The sequence below is a fragment of the Actinomadura geliboluensis genome, assembly GCF_005889745.1.
Lineage (GTDB): Bacteria > Actinomycetota > Actinomycetes > Streptosporangiales > Streptosporangiaceae > Spirillospora > Spirillospora geliboluensis.
In genome coordinates this window covers 1-19,399 of sequence record NZ_VCKZ01000059.1, presented here as the reverse complement: position 1 = coordinate 19,399, position 19,399 = coordinate 1, and the positions used below count along the sequence as shown (strand labels likewise).

General features: G+C 73.6%; 17 protein-coding genes. 9 read left to right on the top strand and 8 right to left on the bottom strand.

Annotated elements, in window-relative coordinates; translation table 11 throughout:
* Positions 1–124 precede the first annotated feature (124 nt).
* Positions 125–1,369 carry a PucR family transcriptional regulator gene (locus ETD96_RS11250; protein WP_240807511.1) on the top strand — a complete coding sequence of 415 codons (1,245 nt, stop codon included), beginning with the start codon at positions 125–127 and terminating at the stop codon, positions 1,367–1,369.
* A gap of 3 nt (positions 1,370–1,372) precedes the next feature.
* Here ETD96_RS11250 and ETD96_RS11245 read toward each other — a convergent pair whose 3' ends face one another.
* The 3 genes from ETD96_RS11245 to ETD96_RS11235 all read right to left on the bottom strand — a co-directional run bounded on the left by ETD96_RS11245 (position 1,373) and on the right by ETD96_RS11235 (position 5,566).
* Complete coding sequence (locus ETD96_RS11245) at positions 1,373–3,133, bottom strand: fatty acyl-AMP ligase (protein ID WP_138636264.1); 1,761 nt, start codon at positions 3,131–3,133, stop codon at positions 1,373–1,375.
* Entirely contained in the window at positions 3,130–4,152 is a 1,023-nt protein-coding gene (locus ETD96_RS11240; RefSeq protein ID WP_138636263.1) for an acyl-CoA desaturase, read from the bottom strand. The genes ETD96_RS11245 and ETD96_RS11240 overlap by 4 nt, the downstream gene beginning before the upstream one ends.
* A gap of 127 nt (positions 4,153–4,279) precedes the next feature.
* Positions 4,280–5,566: a lipase family protein gene (locus tag ETD96_RS11235; protein ID WP_138636262.1), complete on the bottom strand. Its 1,287-nt coding sequence runs from the start codon at positions 5,564–5,566 to the stop codon at positions 4,280–4,282.
* 207 nt (positions 5,567–5,773) lie between these two features.
* Here ETD96_RS11235 and ETD96_RS11230 point away from each other — a divergent pair, with 207 nt between their 5' ends.
* Complete coding sequence (locus ETD96_RS11230) at positions 5,774–6,958, top strand: MFS transporter (protein WP_138636261.1); 1,185 nt, start codon at positions 5,774–5,776, stop codon at positions 6,956–6,958.
* On the opposite strand, the gene ETD96_RS11225 is transcribed toward ETD96_RS11230, so the two are convergent.
* A complete protein-coding gene (locus ETD96_RS11225; RefSeq protein ID WP_138636260.1) occupies positions 6,955–7,527 on the bottom strand; it encodes a helix-turn-helix domain-containing protein in 573 nt (190 codons plus the stop codon). The two genes, ETD96_RS11230 and ETD96_RS11225, sit on opposite strands and share 4 nt — an antisense overlap.
* Positions 7,528–7,711: 184 nt before the next feature.
* Here ETD96_RS11225 and ETD96_RS11220 point away from each other — a divergent pair, with 184 nt between their 5' ends.
* A complete protein-coding gene (locus ETD96_RS11220) occupies positions 7,712–9,151 on the top strand; it encodes a carbon-nitrogen hydrolase family protein (protein ID WP_138636259.1) in 1,440 nt (479 codons plus the stop codon).
* 7 nt (positions 9,152–9,158) lie between these two features.
* Here the strand turns inward: ETD96_RS11220 and ETD96_RS11215 are convergent, their stop codons facing one another.
* Positions 9,159–9,980, bottom strand: a complete 822-nt coding sequence (locus ETD96_RS11215; protein ID WP_171068970.1) for an IPT/TIG domain-containing protein — start codon at positions 9,978–9,980, stop codon at positions 9,159–9,161.
* A gap of 369 nt (positions 9,981–10,349) precedes the next feature.
* Between ETD96_RS11215 and ETD96_RS11210 the strand changes: the two genes are divergently transcribed.
* The 4 genes from ETD96_RS11210 to ETD96_RS11195 all read left to right on the top strand — a co-directional run bounded on the left by ETD96_RS11210 (position 10,350) and on the right by ETD96_RS11195 (position 13,265).
* A complete protein-coding gene (locus ETD96_RS11210; protein WP_138636258.1) occupies positions 10,350–11,501 on the top strand; it encodes an RNA-guided endonuclease InsQ/TnpB family protein in 1,152 nt (383 codons plus the stop codon).
* An 87-nt stretch (positions 11,502–11,588) separates the two neighbouring features.
* Entirely contained in the window at positions 11,589–11,816 is a 228-nt protein-coding gene (locus tag ETD96_RS11205) for a hypothetical protein (RefSeq protein WP_240807509.1), read from the top strand.
* A 101-nt stretch (positions 11,817–11,917) separates the two neighbouring features.
* Positions 11,918–12,226 carry a hypothetical protein gene (locus ETD96_RS11200; RefSeq protein ID WP_138636257.1) on the top strand — a complete coding sequence of 103 codons (309 nt, stop codon included), beginning with the start codon at positions 11,918–11,920 and terminating at the stop codon, positions 12,224–12,226.
* Positions 12,227–12,278: 52 nt separating this feature from the next.
* Positions 12,279–13,265 carry an LLM class flavin-dependent oxidoreductase gene (locus tag ETD96_RS11195; protein ID WP_138636256.1) on the top strand — a complete coding sequence of 329 codons (987 nt, stop codon included), beginning with the start codon at positions 12,279–12,281 and terminating at the stop codon, positions 13,263–13,265.
* Positions 13,266–13,302: 37 nt separating this feature from the next.
* Here ETD96_RS11195 and gabT read toward each other — a convergent pair whose 3' ends face one another.
* Positions 13,303–14,676 (bottom strand): 4-aminobutyrate--2-oxoglutarate transaminase, encoded by a 1,374-nt coding sequence (gabT, locus tag ETD96_RS11190; RefSeq protein ID WP_138636255.1) that lies wholly within the window; start codon positions 14,674–14,676, stop codon positions 13,303–13,305.
* Positions 14,677–14,767: 91 nt separating this feature from the next.
* Here gabT and ETD96_RS11185 point away from each other — a divergent pair, with 91 nt between their 5' ends.
* Complete coding sequence (locus tag ETD96_RS11185) at positions 14,768–16,261, top strand: PucR family transcriptional regulator (RefSeq protein ID WP_138636254.1); 1,494 nt, start codon at positions 14,768–14,770, stop codon at positions 16,259–16,261.
* A gap of 4 nt (positions 16,262–16,265) precedes the next feature.
* Positions 16,266–17,693 (top strand): aldehyde dehydrogenase family protein, encoded by a 1,428-nt coding sequence (locus ETD96_RS11180; RefSeq protein WP_138636253.1) that lies wholly within the window; start codon positions 16,266–16,268, stop codon positions 17,691–17,693.
* On the opposite strand, the gene ETD96_RS11175 is transcribed toward ETD96_RS11180, so the two are convergent.
* On the bottom strand, positions 17,690–18,739 hold the full coding sequence (locus tag ETD96_RS11175; protein WP_205719213.1) for an alpha/beta hydrolase: 1,050 nt from the start codon (positions 18,737–18,739) through the stop codon (positions 17,690–17,692). The two genes, ETD96_RS11180 and ETD96_RS11175, sit on opposite strands and share 4 nt — an antisense overlap.
* Positions 18,740–18,793: 54 nt before the next feature.
* Positions 18,794–19,282 (bottom strand): hypothetical protein, encoded by a 489-nt coding sequence (locus ETD96_RS11170; protein ID WP_138636252.1) that lies wholly within the window; start codon positions 19,280–19,282, stop codon positions 18,794–18,796.
* Between the last annotated feature and the right edge of the window lie 117 nt (positions 19,283–19,399).

Here is a 19,399-nt window from a genome sequence, read left to right as displayed (position 1 = left end):
ACCGGCCCGCCGATTGCGCCGCCGATGACAACGCCTCCGGGGCCGTTGTCATCGGCGTGAGTGTCATGTGTGACGCGGGTTACTTAGCCTGGCGGCCCGGATGTCCGCTGACGGAGGTGACGCTTTGACCGAGCTGCACGAGAGGTCCGCGGAGGCGGAGGGCCTGTCCGGCGAACCCTGGCGGGACGTGCCGCGCGAGGAGGCGCGGTGGATGCGCCCGCACCTGTCCGCCCTCGCCGACACCATGGTGGAGGGGGTGCTCCGCAACGTCCCCGAGTACGCCCGGCCCGACGATCCCGTCTACACCGAGGTCATGCGCGTCGCGGTGACGCGCGGCATGGGGCACTTCATCCAGCTGATCGCCGACCCGGACGCGTCCTGGAAGGAGGTCCACCAGGTCTTCTTCGACATCGGGTACGGGGAGGCGATGGAGGGCCGCTCCCTGGAGCACCTGCAGAACGCGCTGCGGGTCGCGTCCCGGACGGCGTGGCGGTACCTGTCGCGGGAGGCCGACCGGCTGCAGAAGCCGCGCGAGCTGGCGATCTCGCTGACCGAGGCGAACTTCGCCTACCTGGACCTGCTGGCGTCCGCCGCCGCGCGGGGGTACGCGCGGGCGCGGGAGAAGGCGGCGGGCGAGCGGGAGCAGCGCCGCGGGCGGCTGCTCGGCCTCCTGCTGTCGGACCCGCCCGCCCCGGCGGACGTCCTCGCCGAGCAGGCGAACCTGGCCGGCTGGGCGCTGCCCGAGCGGCTCGCGGTGATCGTGCTGCTGCCGCGCCCCGGCAGCGGCGGCGAGGGCCCCGCGGGGCTGCCGCCGTTCCTGCTGAGCGGCCTCGACCGGGGCCGGCCGTGCCTGATCGTGCCGGACCCGGACCGCCCCGGCGGCACCGGCCGGCTCACCGCGCCGCTGCGCGGCTGGACCGGCGCGGTCGGGCCGTCGGTGCCGACCGCGCAGGCCGGCGTGTCGCTGCACTGGGCGCACCGCGCCCTCGACCTGATGGCGGACGGGCGGCTCGCCCCGGCCGGCGCCGGGACGCTGGTGCACGCCGACCGGCACGTGCCCGGCCTGCTGCTCCAGGAGGGCTGGACGCTCGCCGAGGCGGCGGCGCGGCGGCGGCTGGCCCCGCTCGCCGCGGTCGGCGCGCACCGCGGCGCCCGGCTCGCGGCGACGCTGCTGGAGTGCCTCAAGCACGGCTTCAACGCGACGGACGCCGCCGAGGCGCTGTGCGTGCACCCGCAGACCGTCCGGTACCGGCTCGCGCAGCTCCACGAGCTGTTCGACTACGACATCGAGGACCCGGCGATCCGGCTGGAGCTGATGCTGCTGCTCCCCGTCTGGCTGCGCGACAACCCCGGCGGGGAGCAGGCGTGAGCGTCACTCGCCCCCGGCGGCGGCCCGGGTGACCGGCAGCGTCCCGTCGAGGTAGGCGCGGCGGCAGGCCGACCGGGCGATCTTCCCGCTGCTGGTGCGGAGCAGGCCGCCCGGCTCGATCAGCACGAAGTCGTGGACGCGGAGGTCGTGCTGCTGCTTCACCGCCGCCCGCACGGCGCGCGCCGCGTCCGCCGGGTCGAGCAGCGCGACCGGCACCCGCCGGTTCCGTTCGGCGATCACGACGAGGCCCTCGGTGTCGCCGGTGTCGACGGCCACCGCGCAGGCGTACTCGCGGCGGATCGCCTTGTGCGCACCGGACACGGTGAACTCGATGTCCTGCGGGTAGTGGTTGCGGCCGTCCACGATGACCAGGTCCTTGATCCGGCCGGTGACGAACAGCTCGCCGGCGTGCCGGACGCCGAGGTCGCCGGTGCGCAGCCACGGCCCGCGCGGCAGGTCCCCGACCGTGCCGGACAGCTCCGCCTCGAACGTCTCCCTCGTCGCCTCGGGGCGCCCCCAGTAGCCGGCCGCGACGTTCGGGCCGTGCACCCAGATCTCGCCGACGGCGCCGTCCGCGAGCCGGACCCCGGTCTCGGGGTCGACGACGGCGACGTGCTGGCCGTAGGACGTCCCGCACGCGATCAGCTGGATCGCGCCGGGCGCGTCCGCGTCGCACGGCTCGGCGGTGCCGCGGCGGAGCCGCTCGTGGTCGAACGCCACGCGGGTCGGCGGCCGGAACCGCGACGACGCCGACACGTACACGGTCGCCTCGGCCAGGCCGTAGGCGCACACCTGCGCCTCGGGCCGCAGCCCGCAGTCCTTGAACGCCTCGTAGAAGCCGGTGAGGGTGCTCTCCCGGATCGGCTCCGCGCCGTTCATGAAGACCTGCACGCCGCTCAGGTCGAGCTTCGCCTTCTCCTCCTCGGTGACCTGCGCGGTGAGGTACTCGTAGGCGAAGTTGGGGCCGCCGGTGAACGCGTGCTTCTGCGCGCTGAGCAGCTCCAGCCAGCGGACGGGCCGCATGATGAATGCCACCGGGTCCATGATCACGCCCGGGTTCCCGTAGACGAGCGGCAGCGCCACCGTGGTGACGAGGCCCATGTCGTGGAACACCGGCAGCCAGTTCACGCCGGACGACTCGCGCGGGATGCCCTCGAACGTCCGCCACAGCTGCTCGGCGTTCGTCGCGAAGTTGCCGTGCGTGATGATGACGCCGGCCGGGGTCCGGGTCGAGCCGGACGTGTACTGCAGGTAGGCGACGTCGCCGGGGTCGATCGGCTCCGGCGCCCAGTCGAGATCCGGGTCGACCTCGTCGGTGACGATGACCTCCTTCGGCGCGCGCACCCCCTCGCCCGCCAGGAACGCCTCGACGTGCGGCAGCGACGCGCGCGTGGTGAGCACGACGTCCGGCTCGGCGTCCCGGTAGACGGCGAGCAGCCGGTCGCCGTGGCCGGGCAGGTCCGGGGAGAACAGCGGGACGCCGATGACGCGGGCGTACATCGCGCCGAGGAACCCGGTCACGTAGTGCAGGTCCTGCGGGGCGAGCAGGGCGGCACGGGCGCCGGGCTCGGCGGCGCGGCGGATCGCGGCGGCGACGGAGCGGGCGCGCCGGTCCAGCTCGCCCCAGGTGACGTCGGTGGCGACGCCGTCCGGGTCGGTCATGTAGTCCATGAACGTGTACGCGCGGTCGCCGGGGAAGTCCTTGGCGAACCGGGCGAGCCGCTCGATCAGCGGGGTCCGGTCGAGTTCGGGGACGTCGGTCATGCTGCCTCTCCGTTGGCGGTGGCGCCCGCGGTGGCGGCGCGCTCGGCGGTGGCGCTCTCGCCCGTGGCGCTCCCGCCGGTGACACGGCGGGCGGCGAGGCGCTCGTGGTCGGGCCAGCGGACGTCCCAGACCCAGCCGAGCCGCTCGAACAGCCAGATGACGCGGGCGCTGATGTCGATCTGGCCCTTCAGGACGCCGTGCCGCGCGCAGGTCGGGTCGGCGTGGTGCAGGTTGTGCCAGGACTCCCCGAACGACGGGATCGCCAGCCACCACACGTTGCGGGCCTTGTCGCGGGTCTTGAAGTCCTCCTTGCCGAACACGTGGCAGATCGAGTTGATCGAGAAGGTCACGTGCTCGCCGACGAACACCCGCATCAGGCCCGCCCAGAACAGCGCCGTGAGGGCGCCGTGCCAGGACAGGGTGAGCAGCGCGCCGAGGCCCATCGGGACGAGGAACGTCGACAGGACGATGACGGCGTACACGGGGTCCAGGGACAGGAACCGGATGTCCCTGTCCTTCAGCAGATCGGGCGCGTACTTGCTGCGGGACGTGCGGTCCTTGCTGAACAGCCAGCCCATGTGCGCGTGGTACAGGCCCTTGGTGAGCCCCCACACGCCCGGCCCGTAGGCCCACGGCGAGTGCGGGTCGCCCTCCTGGTCGGAGTACTTGTGGTGGCGGCGGTGGTCGGCGACCCACCGGACGACCGACCCCTGCATGGCCTGCCCGCCGAGGATCGCGAGCGCGATCCGCAGCCACCGCTTGGCCTTGAAGCCGCCGTGCGTGAAGTGCCGGTGGTAGCCGACCGTGATGCCGAGGGCGTTGAGCGGATAGAGGAAGGCGAAGACGGCGACGTCCGTCCAGCCGAGGCCCCATCCCCACAGGAAGGGGACGGCCGCCAGCAGCCCGAGGATCGGCGCGACCACGAACACCACGACCGCGACGCGCTCGGGCAACGGGACCGTGCCCGAGATGTCGGGCTGCGGGGTTCTGCTGCCGGCGTCGGCGACACCCGCTGTCATGTTCGGACTCCTTCGTGGTGAGGCGTGCGGGGTGGTGAGGCGTGCGGGGCGGTGAGGCGTGCGGGGAGCCCCGCTCACGGGGTCCGGGCCGCCGGTCGTCCCGGCGGCCCGGCCCGCGGGGGGTGGGTCAGCAGTTGCCCGTGACCGGCTTGCCCTCGAACCGGTCGCCGAGGAAGGCCGTCACGTCCCCGGCGGCGCCCCAGTCGGTCGACAGGTGCTCGGTCGGGTAGGTGTTCTTCCAGGTCGTGTTGATGCCGGCCTTGCAGTACGCCTGGCGCGTCGCGTCCTCGGTCTCGTGCGGGATGATCTCCTCCAGCCAGCCGCGGTACTGGAAGACGGGGAAGCCGATCTTGTACTTGGCGGCGGAGGCGGGGGTGCCGATGTCCACGCCGAGCTTCTGCCGGTCGACGATCTCGCCCCACGTGGTGCCGTCCGGGCCCTTGAGCGCGTACAGCTGCTCCAGGCTCAGCTTGTCCTTGGAGAAGCTCTCGACCCGGGCGCCGAGGAACACCGCGAGCGTCCCGTACAGGCAGTTTGACTTCACGTCCTTGATGGCCTGCGCGCCCTTGTCGTTCATCAGCTCGGTGAAGGGCATCTCCGGGTAGGCGGCGTTCAGGCCGACGAGCGCGTCAGCGAGGAAGCCGGCGAAGAAGCTGCCGTTCAGCTGCTCGGCGGTCAGCTTCAGGTCGCCGGGCACGCCGCCCGCCGCCGCGCCGGCCACGTCCAGCTCGGGGGCGTAGGACGCGGCGAGCTGCGCGCCCCACAGCGCCGCGGCGCCGCCCTCGGAGTAGCCGGATATGCCGACCTTGCCGTCCGCTGTGAGCGTCCCGCCGGGGATCCTCCGGGACGCCCGGACCGCGTCGAGCAGCGCGTGCCCCGCGTTCGCGCCGATCATGTACGTGTGGACCTGCCCGTTGAGGTACCCGACGCCGTCGGTGGCGGCGACCGCGAACCCGGCCTTGAGGAACAGCGTCAGGTTCGCGCCCTCGTACATGTCGACGAACTGCCCGGCGAGCTGCTTGGAGAACGCGCACTGCAGGCCGGAGCCGAGCGTGCCGGGGTTGAACGCGACGGTCGGGCGGGAGCCGCCCTTCGTCCAGGCGGCGTCGGGGACCGCGACCGTCCCCGTCACCACGTTCCTGGCGCCCTTGGCGTCGGTCGAGACGTAGCGGACCTTCCACGCCTTCATCGGGACGTCGCCGGGGATGTTCGTCAGCTTCGCCGGGCGGCAGGCGAGCAGGTCGCCCGGGTTACCCGTGACCGCGGCCGGCGGCGCCGCGTAGATGTCGGCGTCGGTCGCGTCGCACCCCGGCGGCGCGGCCCCCTCCGGGGCGGCCAGTGCGGGCGGCGCGGCGACGGGCACCGCCAGCGCCGCGCCGAGCACGGCGGTGCTGAAGAGGGTACGGAGACGCATTCTCGCTCCAGGGGATGGGGCTGGAAACCGAATGCTGACGACTGTGCCGATCACGCTCCGCGCGCGGAATGAAGTCTCCTCACAGGGTCCGCCCCCGTTCTTAGCAACGAACCCAAGAACCGTCCTCCAGCCCCCACCCACCGCCATTCAACGGACGAGCTCCGCTCGGCGACCGGGTTGTCCGGTCGGTCATCTAATGTCGCGTTAATGAGCGAGTCACTCCGGGACGCCGAGCGCGCCGGCGGCCCCCGCCCGCGCCTGGTCACACGGCCGCTGGCGCTGCTGTTCGCGGCGACCGTCACGAGCCTCACGGGCGTCTTCCTGCTGCTGTCGGTCGTCCCGATGTACGCGGTCGACGGCGGGGCCGGGCAGACCGGCGCGGGCCTCGCCACCGGGGCGCTGATGCTGACGACGGTGCTTGCCGAACTCGCCCTCCCCCGGCTGCTCGCCCGGTTCGGGTACCGGACGGTGTTCGCGGCGGGCACGCTGCTGCTCGCGCTGCCGACGCTCGCGCTGCCGCTGTCCTCCGGGCTGCCGATGGTCGTCGCGGCGAGCCTGGTGCGCGGGCTCGGCTTCGGCGTCGCGGTGGTCGTCCCGAACGCGCTGGTGGCGGCGCTCGCCCCGGCGGAGCGGCGCGGCGAGGCGCTCGGCCTGTTCGGCATCACCGCCGGGGCGCCCGCGGTGCTCGCGCTGCCGCTCGGCGTGTGGCTCGCCGACCGGGTCGGCTACGAGCCGGTGTTCCTCGCGAGCGCGGTCTTCTCGCTGATCACGCTCGCGGTGCTGCCCGGCGTCCCGCGCGGGCTCGCCGCGCCCTCCGCGCCCGCCGCGCCGCCCTCGTCGCAGCGGCCGCTGGGGGTCGTCGCGGGGCTGCGGTCACCGGCGCTGCTCCGCCCGGCCGCCGCGTTCGCCGCGACCGCGATGGCGGCGGGCATCCTCATCACGTTCCTGCCGGAGGCGGTGCCGGCCGGGGGCGTCGCGGCGGCGGCGCTGTTCGTCCAGCCGGCCGCGACCACGGCCGCGCGCTGGTGGGCGGGCCGCGTCAGCGACCGGCACGGCGCGGCGCGGCTGCTGCTGCCCGCGCTGGCGGTGTCGGGGGCGGGCATCGCGCTGCTGGTCCTCGTCCCGCACCCGGCGGCCGTGTTCGCCGCGATGGCCGTGTTCGGCGCGGGCTTCGGCGTCACGCAGAACGCGAGCCTGTCGATGATGTACGAACGGGCGCCCGCGTCCGCCTACGGGACGGTCAGCGCGCTGTGGAACATCGGCTACGACGGGGGCATGGGCGTGGGCGGCGCGGCCTTCGGCGCCGCCGTCGCGCAGACCGGCTACCCGGTCGCCTTCGGGCTGACGGCCGCCGTGATCCTGCTCGCGCTGCCGCTGGCCCGCCGCACTTAGCCGGGGTCCGCGGGCAGCAGGCCCGAGGTCTCCAGGTAGTGGCGCCCCCTGGGGGTGAGATCCCAGGCGTTGTGGCGCCACTCCTTGCGGCGCCACACGACGCCCGCCGACAGCAGCTTGCGGCCGACCCGGCTGATCTCGGTCTCGTCGGTGCCGAGCTCGGCGGCGAGCTGCCGGTTCGACAGGCCCTGCCGGCGCGACACCGCGACGAGGAAGCGCGCCGCGTGCCCGTCGGGCTGCAGCGCGAGCTGGAGGCCGGACGGGAGCCGCCGCAGCGCCCAGTGCACGACGTCGATCAGCCCGAGGATGCGGCCGCGCTGCTCGCGCTGCGCGCCGTCGAGGCGGTCGACGTCGAGGTAGTGCCGGTGCAGCCACTGGAGGCCGTCCTGGCACTCGGTCAGCGCCGGCTCGTCGGCGCTCAGCGACGCGTCGGTGATCAGCATGCCGAGCGCGGAGAAGTGGCCGTCACTGATGATCTTGGCGTGCTCCATCGCGTCGATGAGGCGGCGGATCTCGGTACGGCGGTCGCGGGTCCCGGGGGCGGTGTCGCTGTCGGTGGTGGTGTGCACGGCTCACTCCTAGGTCGACGAGCATCGCCGGACACCTCCAGCGTGCGTCCATGCCAAGTGAATGTCAAGTGACGCCGGCCTCTGTTGCAGACGACACGGTCTCGCGGGCCCGGGAGAGTTACCATCGAGCCACCAGCCGTAACCGTGCCTGTCAATCCCCCCGGGGGCGCCTATGACGGATCAGTTGGCCGCAGCCGTGTATCCGGCCGACCCAGCTGATCTCTTCGTCCAGCTCTACGACTCGATGCCCGACGACGTCTTCCTGGGCTGGACGGCCACGCGCTGGTACGAGGACGAGCGGGTGCGACGCCGCGCGAACGAGATCGCCGAGACCGTGCTGGAGCGCGGCGTCCTCGACCCCGCGGCCACCGCGGAGATCGTCGCCGAGCACGGCGACCTCGGGCGGTTCACCGTCCTGCTCGGCCTCGACATCGCGCTCGCCCACGCCAACCCGTACGCCCCCTACCACGGGGCGCCGGCGCTGGCCGGCGTGCTCGTCACCTACCTCACCGAGGGCAAGTTCAACGGGCCCGGCACGACCGGCGCGCTGCTGCCCCGCTGCGCCTTCCCCGGCCGGCCGCGCGGGCTGCGGTCGAAGGCGGAGTTCTTCGGCGTCCACCGCGTCCCGCAGGCCGAGTGGGACATGATCGACCACAGCGTCCTGCCCGCCGTCCACGACCCGCACTTCAGCCGGGACGAGCCGGTCGCGGTCGGGTGCGCGCCGGTGCTGGAGACCTACGACGACGTCGAGATCGAGTTCGCCGAGCGCGACGGCGGCACCGTCTACCGGCTCCGCCCGATGGACTCCTCCGGCCTGCGCAGCCGCATCAAGGCGATCGTCCGGCGGCTGGACGAGTCCGGCGCGCAGCTCGCCGTGATGCCGGAGGCGTCGCTGTCGGACGCGCTGCTGGAGCACTGGAAGGAGGTCGCGTTCGACACCGCCGGGCGCGACCGCGACCGGCGCCCGCTGCGCTTCCTCATGCTCGGCACCGGCCCGCTCGGCGGCGGCGACCCGCCGCCGAACCGCGCCGTCCTCCTCGACCGCTGGACGGGCCGGGAACTGCTCGTCCAGGACAAGCTGTCCGGTTTCACGCTCGACGCGGCGCAGGTGCGGCTGTGGCGGCTGCCCGACGCGCCGGACGCCGGCACCGCCGCCGAGCACGTCCGGCCCGGCCGCAGGGTCAGCGTGCTCGACTCCTCGCTCGGCCGGCTCGCCGTGCTGATCTGCGAGGACCTCGGCCGCTCGATGCGCTGGGAGCGGGAGCTGCTGGCCTGCGGGGTGTCGCACCTGCTCGTCCCGATCTTCTCCAAGCCGATCCTGGAGCACCGCTGGGAGGACCAGGGCGCCGAGCGGCAGATCACCGAGCTCGGCGCGTGGGTGACGGTGTCCAACAGCCTCGCGGTCGGCGCCGCGATCCCCGACGCCGACCTGCCGGGCCCGCGCTACACCTGCCTGGTCGCGGGGCCGGAGAGCCTGGACCGCACCGCCTACGCCAGCGACCGGCAGTTCGGCGTCGCGCGGACGGGCGCCGAGCTGGGCCGCCTGCCCACCTCGGAGCTGCCCAGGGTGTTCCCCGGCGCCGCCTACGACGCCTGGCACGACCACTGGCGCGACGGGAAGTAGCCTTCCGTCACCCGGCGCCGGGCTCGACCGTGAACGTGTCCGGACTCGCCGCCGCGCCGGTCGGTGTGGTCACGACGAGCGGCCCCGAGGTGGCCCCGTCCGGGACGATCGCCCGGAGGCGCGTGTCCGTCACGTCCGTGGCCGGAGCCCGCGCGTCGCCGAACCGGACGAACGTCGCGGACCCCAGCCCCGTCCCGATGATCGTGATCCGCGTCTCGGGCGGGCCGCTGAGCGGCTCGACCGCGGTGATGCTCGGGGTGAGGGCGTGGTCCCGGCCCGGCGGCGCGGGCGCCAGCAGGGTCGAGAAGACGTCGCGGAACTTCTCCGCGGTCTCGCGCGAGAACTGGCCGACGAGTGCCGCGATGGCCGCGATCCCATAGGGGTTGATGTCGCCCGCGCCGCCGATCGGCGAGGTCAGGCCGCCGCGCACCACGAGGTAGACGATGAGGCCGAAGAGGGCGCCGACGATGGGGAGCAGGAGGTACATGAGCAGCCAGCTGCGGCGCAGTGCCCGGTTCCCGGCGTACCAGTAGAACGACCGCAGGACGTGGGCGATGCCGCCGAGCGCGCCGGAGGCCATCACGATCACGAACAGGCTCGTCTCCCGCGACATGGTCGGCGACCATCCCGGGAAATGGACGGTCTTGGCGGCCGGGGTGACCTCCGTGCGCCCGTCGGGGCCGGTCTGCGGACCGGCCGGCCACGCCTGGACGAGCAGGATCACCAGGACCGCCGTGATGATCAGCAGCACGGCGAACACGACCACGATGTCGCGGGTACGGGCGTACTCCCCTCCCGGCGACTCCGGCTCTGCGGACGATGGGGTCACGGCCCTCCTTCGCGTCGGCGCGGGCTGCTCAGCCGGTTATCCCCTCGCGCCCGGACGGCGTTTCGCCAAGGCCGGGTCGAGCGGTGCCCATGATTGCGACAATCCGTTGCAAATTGGTGGAGTCTTCATTAACGGTTCGCCGACCCGCCGGGGCCGCGCCCTACTCTCCCGCCATGCGCCGAACAGCAGCAGCATTCGCGGCCGTGCTGGCCGCCGGCCTCACCGCCGGCGCGCCCGCGGCCGCCGCGGCGGAGCCGTTTCGGCCCGCGCATGAACATAGAAGGCGAGGCACAACACTTCCCCCGCTCCCTGACACACCACACCTCAACCATGCGTCACGAGATACTCACATAGTGTTATGATGTTGGCGTGAAGCTGGTGGTGCAGGTCAAGCTGCTCCCCGACGATGCCGCCGAAGCGGCATTGCGGGAGACGCTGAAGCTATGCAACCAGGCCGCATGTCACGCCTCCCGCCGCGCCTTCGCCACCGGCGTGAAAGGCAAGACAGCGCTGCAGCGATTGGTGTATGGCGAGGTGAAGGCGATGGGGTTATCGGCGCAGCCGGCCATCCACTGCATCCGCAAAGCCGCCGAGGCATATGCCACACTCACCCAGAACGTGAGGGCGGGAAACTACGGGCCAGTCGGGTCAAGGCGCCGCATACAGGCGGAGGGCGCGCCGGTCCGGTTCCGCAAGGACGCCGCCCAGCCCTTCGACGACCGGTCGCTGTCCTGGCAGATGGACGCCCGCACCGTGAGCATCTGGACCGCGCAGGGCAGACTCAAGGCCATCGCCTTCGCCTGCTCGGCCGAGCAGGCGCAACAACTCGCCGCCTACCGGCGAGGCGAGTCCGACCTGGTATGGCGCGGCGGCACCTTCTACCTGTACGCCACCTGCGACGTCCCCCAAGCCCCCGAGTACATACCGGACGGGTTCACCGGCGTGGACCTGGGCATCGCCAACATCGCCACCACATCCGAGGGCACCGTCCACTCCGGCAAGCACGTCAACCAGGTCCGCCACCGCAACCGGCGGCTCCGCACCAAACTTCAAGCCAAGGGCACCAAGTCCGCCAAGCGGCTGCTGCGCAAGCTGTCAGGCCGTGAGGCGAGGTTCGCGGCCGATACCAACCACCGCATCTCCAAGCAGATCGTGACCGAGGCTCAACGCACCGCGCACGGCATCGCCCTAGAGGATCTGGGTGGTATCCGTGCGCGGGTCCGGCTACGCAAGCCCCAGCGGGTCACCCTGCATTCCTGGAGTTTCGCCCAGCTCGGCGCGTTCATCACCTACAAAGCCAAGCGCGTCGGTGTCCCGGTGGTGTTCGTGGACCCGCGCCACACCTCGCAGGGGTGTTCGGAATGCGGCCACATCCACAAGCAGAACCGGCCCGACCAGGCCACCTTCCAGTGCACGTCGTGCGGCTTCGCTGAGCACGCCGACGTCAACGCAGCCCGCAACATCGCCGCACGCGGCGCAGCGGGCTGGGCAGTGAGTCACGCTGCCGACGACGCGGCCTGACCCACCACAACCAGCGGTGGCGAAGAGTTGCGAGCTCGTTCCCTTCAGTCTCCAGGGCCGAGAAGCTGACGTCGAAGGGCTGCCCCCGTGCCGACCAGCTACGTGTTCGACGGGCAGTCGGGCGAACTGGACCACGCGCTGGCCGGACGCTCCCTGGCGCGGCGCGTGACGGGCGCGGCGATCTGGCACATCAACAGCGACGAGCCGGTGTTCCTCGACTACAACACCGAGTACAACCCGGCGAGGTTCTACCGGCCGGACGCGTTCCGCTCGTCCGACCACGACCCGGTCCTGCTGGGACTGAACCTGCGCTGACGCCCGCCGGCCGGCCGCCGAGAACCGGCGGCCGGCCCCTCGCGTCCGGCGGTCGCCGCGCGTATGATCCACATCACAGTTCTAGTGATCGGTGCGCTGAGATGACCGCAACCGCCCCCATCGCCGCCTCCTCGCCCGCCCCCTCGCTCGCCTTCGGCATCGGCCCGGACGGGACGTACACCCGGGCCGGGCAGGTCGCCGCCTTCATCCTCGGAACCTTCACGACCCTCGCGTTCTTTCCGCTGGCCGTGGCCGCCGCGCTGCTGTACACCCGCGCCGAGACCCGGTTCGCCGAGGACCCGGCGCGCGCCCGCACGCTGGTGACCTGGTCGTGGCTGTGCATCGGGATCCCCGTCGCGCTCGGCGCGGCGGCCTCCGTGCTGGTCGCCGCGTTCCAACTGCTGTCGTAGCCGTCTCGTCGGGGCGGGAAGAGGACCGCCGTCCGGCGGGTTGGCACACGGTATGACCGTGCGCTTCTCCGTCCTCGATCTCGCCCCCGTCGTCAGCGGCTCCACGTCCGGCCAGGCGCTGCGCAACACCCTCGACCTGGCCCGGCACGCCGAGCGGCTCGGCTACCACCGGTACTGGCTCGCCGAGCACCACGCGATGCCGGGCATCGCCAGCTCGGCGACGGCCGTGCTGATCGGGCAGGTCGCGGCGGCCACGACCGCGATGCGGGTCGGGTCCGGCGGCATCATGCTGCCGAACCACGCGCCGATGGTCGTCGCCGAGCAGTTCGGGACGCTGGAGGCGCTCTACCCGGGGCGCATCGACCTCGGCCTCGGCCGCGCGCCCGGCACCGACCAGGCCACCGCGCTGGCGCTGCGCCGCTCCCCCGACGCGCTCTCGGTGGACGACTTCCCCGAGCAGGTCATCGAGCTGCGCGAGTACTTCGGCGCCGAGAGCAAGGTGACGCCCGCCGCCGGGAACGAGCCGCCGATCTGGCTGCTCGGCTCCAGCGGTTACAGCGCCCGCCTCGCCGGGCTGCTCGGAATGCCGTTCGCGTTCGCGCACCACTTCAGCGCCGAGAACACCGTCCCGGCGCTGACGCTGTACCGGGACTCGTTCCGTCCCGGCGCGCTGCAGGAGCCGTACTCGATGATCGGGGTGTCGGTCACCGCCGCCGACACCGACGAGCGGGCGCGGGAGCTGGCGGCGCCGCAGGCGCTGGGGTTCCTGCGGCTGCGGCAGGGCCGCCCGGGGCCGCTGCCGACGCCGGAGGAGACCGCCGCGCACCCGTACACGCCGCTGGAGCGGCAGATGATCGACGCGCGGCTCGCCGACCAGGTCATGGGCTCACCGGAGACCGTCCGCGCGCAGCTGGACGCGCTCATCGAGCGGTCGGGCGTCGACGAGGTCATGGTCGTGACGCAGGTGTTCGACCACGCCGACCGGCTGCGCTCGTACGACATCGTCGCCGACCTCTACAAGGAGAGCTTCGCGGCCTGACGCCGGGCCGGAGCGGCCCGGCGCCGGGCCGCCCCGGTCACTCCTCGGCGAACGCCTCCGCCAGCACGTCCAGGCCCTCGACGAGCAGTTCCTCGGGGATGACGAGCGGCGGCAGGAAGCGCAGCACGTTCCCGTACGTCCCGGTGGTCAGGACGAGCAGGCCCCGCTCGTGGCAGCGCCGCGCGACCCGCGCGGTCAGGTCGGGGTCGGGGTCCTTCGTGCCGGGCCGCACCAGCTCGATCGCGATCATCGCGCCGCGGCCGCGCACGTCCCCGATCGCGGGGTGCGCCGCGGCCAGCTCCCGCAGCCGGGGCAGCATGATCTCGCCGATCCGGCGGGCGCGCTCGGTGAGCTTGCCGTCCTCGATCTCGGCCAGCACGGCGAGGGCCGCCTCGCAGGCGAGCGGGTTGCCGCCGTAGGTGCCGCCGAGCCCGCCGCCGTGCACCTTGTCCATGATGTCGGCGCGGCCGGTGACGGCGGCGAGCGGCAGCCCGCCCGCGATGCCCTTCGCGGTCGCGACCAGGTCGGGGACGATCCCCTCGTGCTCGCAGGCGAACATGTCGCCGGTGCGGGCGAAGCCGGTCTGCACCTCGTCGGCGATGAACAGGATGCCGTTGGCGCGGCAGAACTCGGCGAGCGCCGGCAGGAAACCGGGCGCGGGCTCGATGAACCCGCCCTCGCCCTGGATCGGCTCGATCAGCAGCGCCGCGACGTTCGTCGGGCCGATCTGCTTGGTGATCTGGTCGATGGCCTGCGCCGCCGCCTCCGGGCCGCAGTTGTCCGGGCCGGTCGGCCAGCGGAACGGGTACGCCAGCGGCATCCGGTAGACCTCGGGCGCGAACGGGCCGAACCCCTGCTTGTACGGCATGTTCTTCGCGGTGAGCGTCATCGTGAGCAGCGTCCGGCCGTGGTAGCCGTGGTCGAACACGACGACGGCGTCCCGCCCGGTCGCGTACCGGGCGATCTTGACGGCGTTCTCCACGGCCTCCGCGCCGCTGTTCACCAGGAACGACCGCTTCTCGTGCGCGCCGGGCGTGACCCGGTTGAGGTTCTCGCACACCGCCACGTACGACTCGTAGGGCGCGACCATGAAGCAGGTGTGGGTGAACCGGTCGGCCTGCGCCTTCACCCGCGCGGCGACGCGCGGGTTGGCGTTGCCGACGCTCGTGACCGCGATCCCGGAGCCGAAGTCGATCAGCGAGTTGCCGTCGACGTCGACGACCACGCCGCCGCCCGCGTCCGCCACGTAGACCGGCAGCACGCTGCCGACGCCCGGCGGTACCGCGGCGGTGCGCCGTTCCTGCAGTTCACGGGAGCGCGGCCCGGGGATCTCGGTCAGCACGCGGCGTACCTGCGGCGGCGTGCCGCCGTTCGCCCCGGACGCGTCGAGGGCGGAGTCCTGGCTGGTCATGGCCTGAACATAAGCCGGGAGCCGCCTACGATGAACCGTACGGGACGGCGAAATCCGTCCCGCGAGGTAGACACTTTGCACAGGGATTGACATGCCGCCCACGCTGGCCGCCGTGGCCGCCCTCCCCCAGCTCGGCCTGCGGTCGCGCACCGGGCCGCTGCCGGACGCGCCCGTCGTGTGGGTCGCGGTCAGCGAGCTGGAGGACCCGACCCCGTTCCTGGAGGGCGGCGAGCTCGTCCTCACCACCGGCATGCGGCTGACCCCGGCGAACGCCGCCGGGTACGTGTCCCGGCTGGTCGGGCGGGGCGTCGCCGGGCTCGGGTTCGCGGTCGGGGTGATCCACGAGACCGTCCCGGCGGAGCTGCTCGCGGCGGCCCGCGGGCAGGGGCTCGCGCTGCTGGAGGTGCCGCGCCCCACCCCGTTCATCGCCGTCGGCAAGGCGGTGTCGCGGATGCTCGCCGCCGAGTGGTACGAGGACGTCACCCGCGCCTACCAGGGCCAGCGGGAGCTGACGCGCGCCGCGCTCACCGGGCCCGGCGCGGTCGTCACCCGGCTGGCGCGGCTGCTCGGCGGCTGGACGCTGCTGCTGGACGCGTCCGGGGCCGTCCAGCACGCCGAACCGGCGGGCGCCCGCGACCGGGCCGGCGTGCTCGCGCCCGAGCTGGCGCGGCTGCGGCGCCGTCCCGCGAAGGGCGCCGCGGCGGCGGGCGGCCCGGCGGCGAGCCTCGCGCTGTCCGACCGGGACGACCACATCGCGGTGCAGCGGATCGGGCTCGGCGGGCGCCCGCGCGGGTTCCTCGCGGTGGGCACCGGCGCGCCGCTGCCGCCCGCCGCGCACACGATCGTGGGCGCGGCCGTCGCCCTGCTGACGCTCCAGTCGGAGGGGCCGCGCACCGGCCGCGACCTGCGCGCCTCGCTCGCCGCGCTGCTGCTCGGGCGGCCCGGCGACGGGCCCGCGGTGCCGCGCGGGCCGGTGCGGGTGCTGGCCTGCGCGGGCGGCACCGCCGTCCTGGACGCGCTGGAGTCCGACCCGGCGGGGGCGCGCTGCCCGGCGGTGCCGCTGGGCGGGCACGTCGCCGTCGTCGTCCCGGACGAGCTGTCCGGCGCGGTCGAGGCGCTGCTCGCCGGCACCGGCCCGGTCGGCGTCAGCACCCCGGCGTCCGATGATCTGCCGGCGGCGCTCCGGGAGGCCGAGGAGGCGCTGGCTGCGGCCCGGCAGACCGGCAAGGACGTGCTCCGCCACGCCGACCTTCCCGGGCAGAGCGTCCTCGACCTCCTGGACCCGCCCGTCGCCCGCGCCTTCGCCGACACACTTCTGGCGCCGCTGCGGAAGGAGGACCTGGTGGAGACCGTCCGGGCCTATGTCGCGGCCAACGGGCAGGGTGAGGCGGCGGCGCGCGCGCTGGGCGTCCACCGGCACACCCTCCGCGCGCGGATGCGCAAGGCCGCCGAACTCCTGGGCCGCGACCCGGACGACCCGGCCGTCCGTGCCGAACTGTGGATCGCGCTCGCCGTGTCGTCCAGTCGAGGCGATCGGATTGGACATCGTGGAGACTCGCATTCGGGCCCCGCGGAGATAGCGTGAACGCATGAACGCGACCCCATTCTGGCTGGCCGGCCGGCCCGAGACCGGTGACGGTGAGCTGACCGTTACGCACCCCTACGACGGCCGCGTGGTCGGGACGGCGGCCGTCCCGACGCCCGCGCAGGTGGAGGAGGCGATCGCCGCCGCGGACGCGGTCCGCCGGGAGGCGGCGGCGCTGCCGCTGCACGTGCGGGCCGAGGCGCTCGCGCACGTGTCCGCGCGGATCGCCGAGCGGGCCGAGGAGATCGCCCGGCTGATCACCGCCGAGAACGGCAAGCCGCTGCTGTGGGCGCGCGGCGAGGTGACCCGCGCGATCTCCACGTTCCGGTTCGCCGCCGAGGAGGCCCGCCGCTTCAGCGCCACCACCCAGCGGCTCGACACCGACCCGGCCGCCGAGGGCCGGATGGCCTACATCACCCGCGTGCCGCGCGGCCCGGTGCTCGGCATCTCGCCGTTCAACTTCCCGCTGAACCTCGCCGCGCACAAGATCGCCCCGGCGATCGCGGCGGGCACCCCGATCGTGCTCAAGCCGGCGCCCGCCACGCCGCTGTCGGCGCTGCTGCTCGGCGAGCTGCTCGCCGGGACCGACCTGCCCGCCGGGATGTTCTCGATCCTGCCGGTGCCGAACGACCGCGCGTCCGGCCTGGTCGACGACCCGCGGCTGCCGATCGTGTCGTTCACCGGCTCGGTGCCGGTCGGCTGGGCGATCAACGACCGGGCGCCGCGCAAGCACGTCACCCTCGAACTCGGCGGCAACGGCGCGGCCGTCGTCCTGCCGGACGCCGACCTCGACTGGGCCGCCAAGCGCATCGGGCTGTTCGCCAACTACCAGGCCGGGCAGAGCTGCATCGCCGTCCAGCGCGTCTACGTCGACCGGTCCGTGTACGACGAGTTCGTACCGAAGCTGGTCGACACCGTCGCCTCGCTCGTCACCGGCGACCCGTGGGACGACAAGACGCAGGTCGGCCCGCTCGTCAGCCAGGAGGCCGCCGAGCGCGTCGAAGCCTGGGTGGACGAGGCCGTCGCGGCGGGCGCGAAGGTGCTGACCGGCGGCACCCGCGAGGGCGCCGCCTACGCCCCGACCGTCCTCGCCGGCGTCCCCGCCGACGCCAAGGTGTCCCGCGAGGAGGTCTTCGGCCCGGTCATGTTCGTCCAGCCGGTGGACGGCGTCGACGAGGCGTTCGCGCTCGTCAACGACTCCAAGTTCGGCCTCCAGGCGGGCGTGTTCACCCGCAGCCTCGACATCGCGTTCCGCGCGCACCGCGAGCTCGACGTCGGCGGCGTCGTGATCGGCGACGTCCCGTCCTACCGCGCCGACCAGATGCCCTACGGCGGCGTGAAGGACTCCGGCGTCGGCCGGGAGGGCCTGCGGTCGGCGATGGCCGACTACACCGAGGAGAAGGTCATGATCCTGACGGGCCTGCCCCTCTAGCTCCGGTCCCGGGGCCCCGCGTACAGCCCGGTGCGCAGGGCCCCGGCCGCCTCCGACAGCGCCTCCCGGGCCCGTCCGCCGAGCGACCACGTGTTCGCGAACCCGTGGATGAGGTCGTCCTGGCGGCGCAGCGCGACCCGCACCCCGTCCTTCTCCAGCCGCTTCGCGAACTCCTCGCCCTCGTCCCGCAGCGGGTCGAACCCGGCCGTCGCGATGTAGGCGGGCGGGAACCCGCTCAGGTCGTCGGCGAGCAGCGGCGACGCCTTCACCTCGGCGCGCCGCTCCTCAGGGCAGTAGTGGTCGCCGAACCACGTCATGTCGGCGTCGGTCAGGTAGAACCCCTCCGCGAACAGCTCCCGCGACCGCCGCCGGGCGGACAGGTCGGTCGCCGGGTAGAACAGCAGCGCGAAGTCGGGCGTGCGCTCCGCGAGCAGCCCGACGACCGCCGCGAGGTTGCCGCCCGCGCTGTCGCCGCCGACCGCGATCGTCCCGGGGTCGGCGCCCAGCTCCGCGGCGTGCTCGGCGGCGTACGCGTAGGCGGTGAGCGCGTCGTCCGGCGCCGCCGGATAGGGGTGCTCGGGCGCCAGCCGGTAGTCCACCGACAGGACCCGCACCTCGGCATGCACCGCCAGGTACCGGCACACCGCGTCGTGCGTTTCGAGGTCGCCGATGACCCAGCCGCCGCCGTGGTAGAAGACGAGCAGCGGCGACCCGTCCGGGAGGGCCTTCGGCGTGTACAGCCGGGACGGCACCCCGCCCGCGTCGACCGCCCGCGTGCGCACCGGCCGCGCGGGCAGCCCCGGCAGCAGCACCTTCGTCCGGGCGAGGCCGGCCCGCGCGGCCGCGACGGACCCGCCGGCCAGCCGGCGCTCCCCCTCCAGCCGCATCATCATCAGCAGCAGCTGCGCGTCCAGCGCCAGCTCCTGCCCGTCCCGGCGCACCGGCGCCCCGACGATCAGCCGTTTCACGGGCTCGGGCAACGCGAAGACGCTTCGCAGCAGCCGCCCGGACACCGACGGCGGCACCATCTCGACCAACGACGCCACACGAACCTCCAACACTGGGGGGAATGCCGCAAACCGTACTCGGGCCGGTTCCCCCTAGGCGAGGGCGCGTCGCCGGTAGTACGCGACGGTGACGGCCGCGAGCAGCGGCCCCCACGCCACCAGCGGCGCGTAGGCGAGGACGCCGAGCACCCCCTCCCAGCTGTGGAAGTGGATGGGGAAGCCGTCCGGCAGCGGGCGCCCCTGGATGGTCTTCTGGAACACCAGGCAGTTGACCACCGACACCGTCCACAGCACCGTCAAAACCGCCGCGCCGATCGACGCGGGGATCACCGCGGCCATCGTCGGCACCCGCCGTCCCCGCAGCACCGGCACCCACCGGGGGAACACCTCGCCCCACCGCGCGATCAGCCCCACGGCGGTGAAGGCGACCAGCTCCGACACCAGCGACAGCACCACGACGTACGCCTCCAGGGGCAGCCAGCCCGGCAGGTCGCCCCGCTTCCTCTCCGGCGTCGAGTACGCTCGGGCGCGCCGAGGTCGATCGTCTCGACGTCCTTCCAGGCGGCGGCGGACCCGCGTCATCAGCTGCCACCTGGTCGAGGATCTGCCGGGCCTCGACCAGGAGCGCCGCCCCCGCCGGGGTCAGGGCGACGTAGTGCCCCGGGACGAAGCTGTCGGGCGGTGAGCAGCAGATGCTCG

What these genes read in the sequence shown, in the direction of transcription:
- ETD96_RS11245 (WP_138636264.1), bottom strand. Translation starts at nt 3,133, where the DNA reads ATGACCGACGTCCCCGAACTCGACCGGACCCCGCTGATCGAGCGGCTC.
- ETD96_RS11240 (WP_138636263.1), bottom strand. Translation starts at nt 4,152, where the DNA reads ATGACAGCGGGTGTCGCCGACGCCGGCAGCAGAACCCCGCAGCCCGAC.
- ETD96_RS11235 (WP_138636262.1), bottom strand. Translation starts at nt 5,566, where the DNA reads ATGCGTCTCCGTACCCTCTTCAGCACCGCCGTGCTCGGCGCGGCGCTG.
- ETD96_RS11230 (WP_138636261.1), top strand. Translation starts at nt 5,774, where the DNA reads ATGAGCGAGTCACTCCGGGACGCCGAGCGCGCCGGCGGCCCCCGCCCG.
- ETD96_RS11200 (WP_138636257.1), top strand. Translation starts at nt 11,918, where the DNA reads ATGACCGCAACCGCCCCCATCGCCGCCTCCTCGCCCGCCCCCTCGCTC.
- ETD96_RS11195 (WP_138636256.1), top strand. Translation starts at nt 12,279, where the DNA reads ATGACCGTGCGCTTCTCCGTCCTCGATCTCGCCCCCGTCGTCAGCGGC.
- gabT (WP_138636255.1), bottom strand. Translation starts at nt 14,676, where the DNA reads ATGACCAGCCAGGACTCCGCCCTCGACGCGTCCGGGGCGAACGGCGGC.
- ETD96_RS11185 (WP_138636254.1), top strand. Translation starts at nt 14,768, where the DNA reads ATGCCGCCCACGCTGGCCGCCGTGGCCGCCCTCCCCCAGCTCGGCCTG.
- ETD96_RS11180 (WP_138636253.1), top strand. Translation starts at nt 16,266, where the DNA reads ATGAACGCGACCCCATTCTGGCTGGCCGGCCGGCCCGAGACCGGTGAC.
- ETD96_RS11170 (WP_138636252.1), bottom strand. Translation starts at nt 19,282, where the DNA reads ATGACGCGGGTCCGCCGCCGCCTGGAAGGACGTCGAGACGATCGACCT.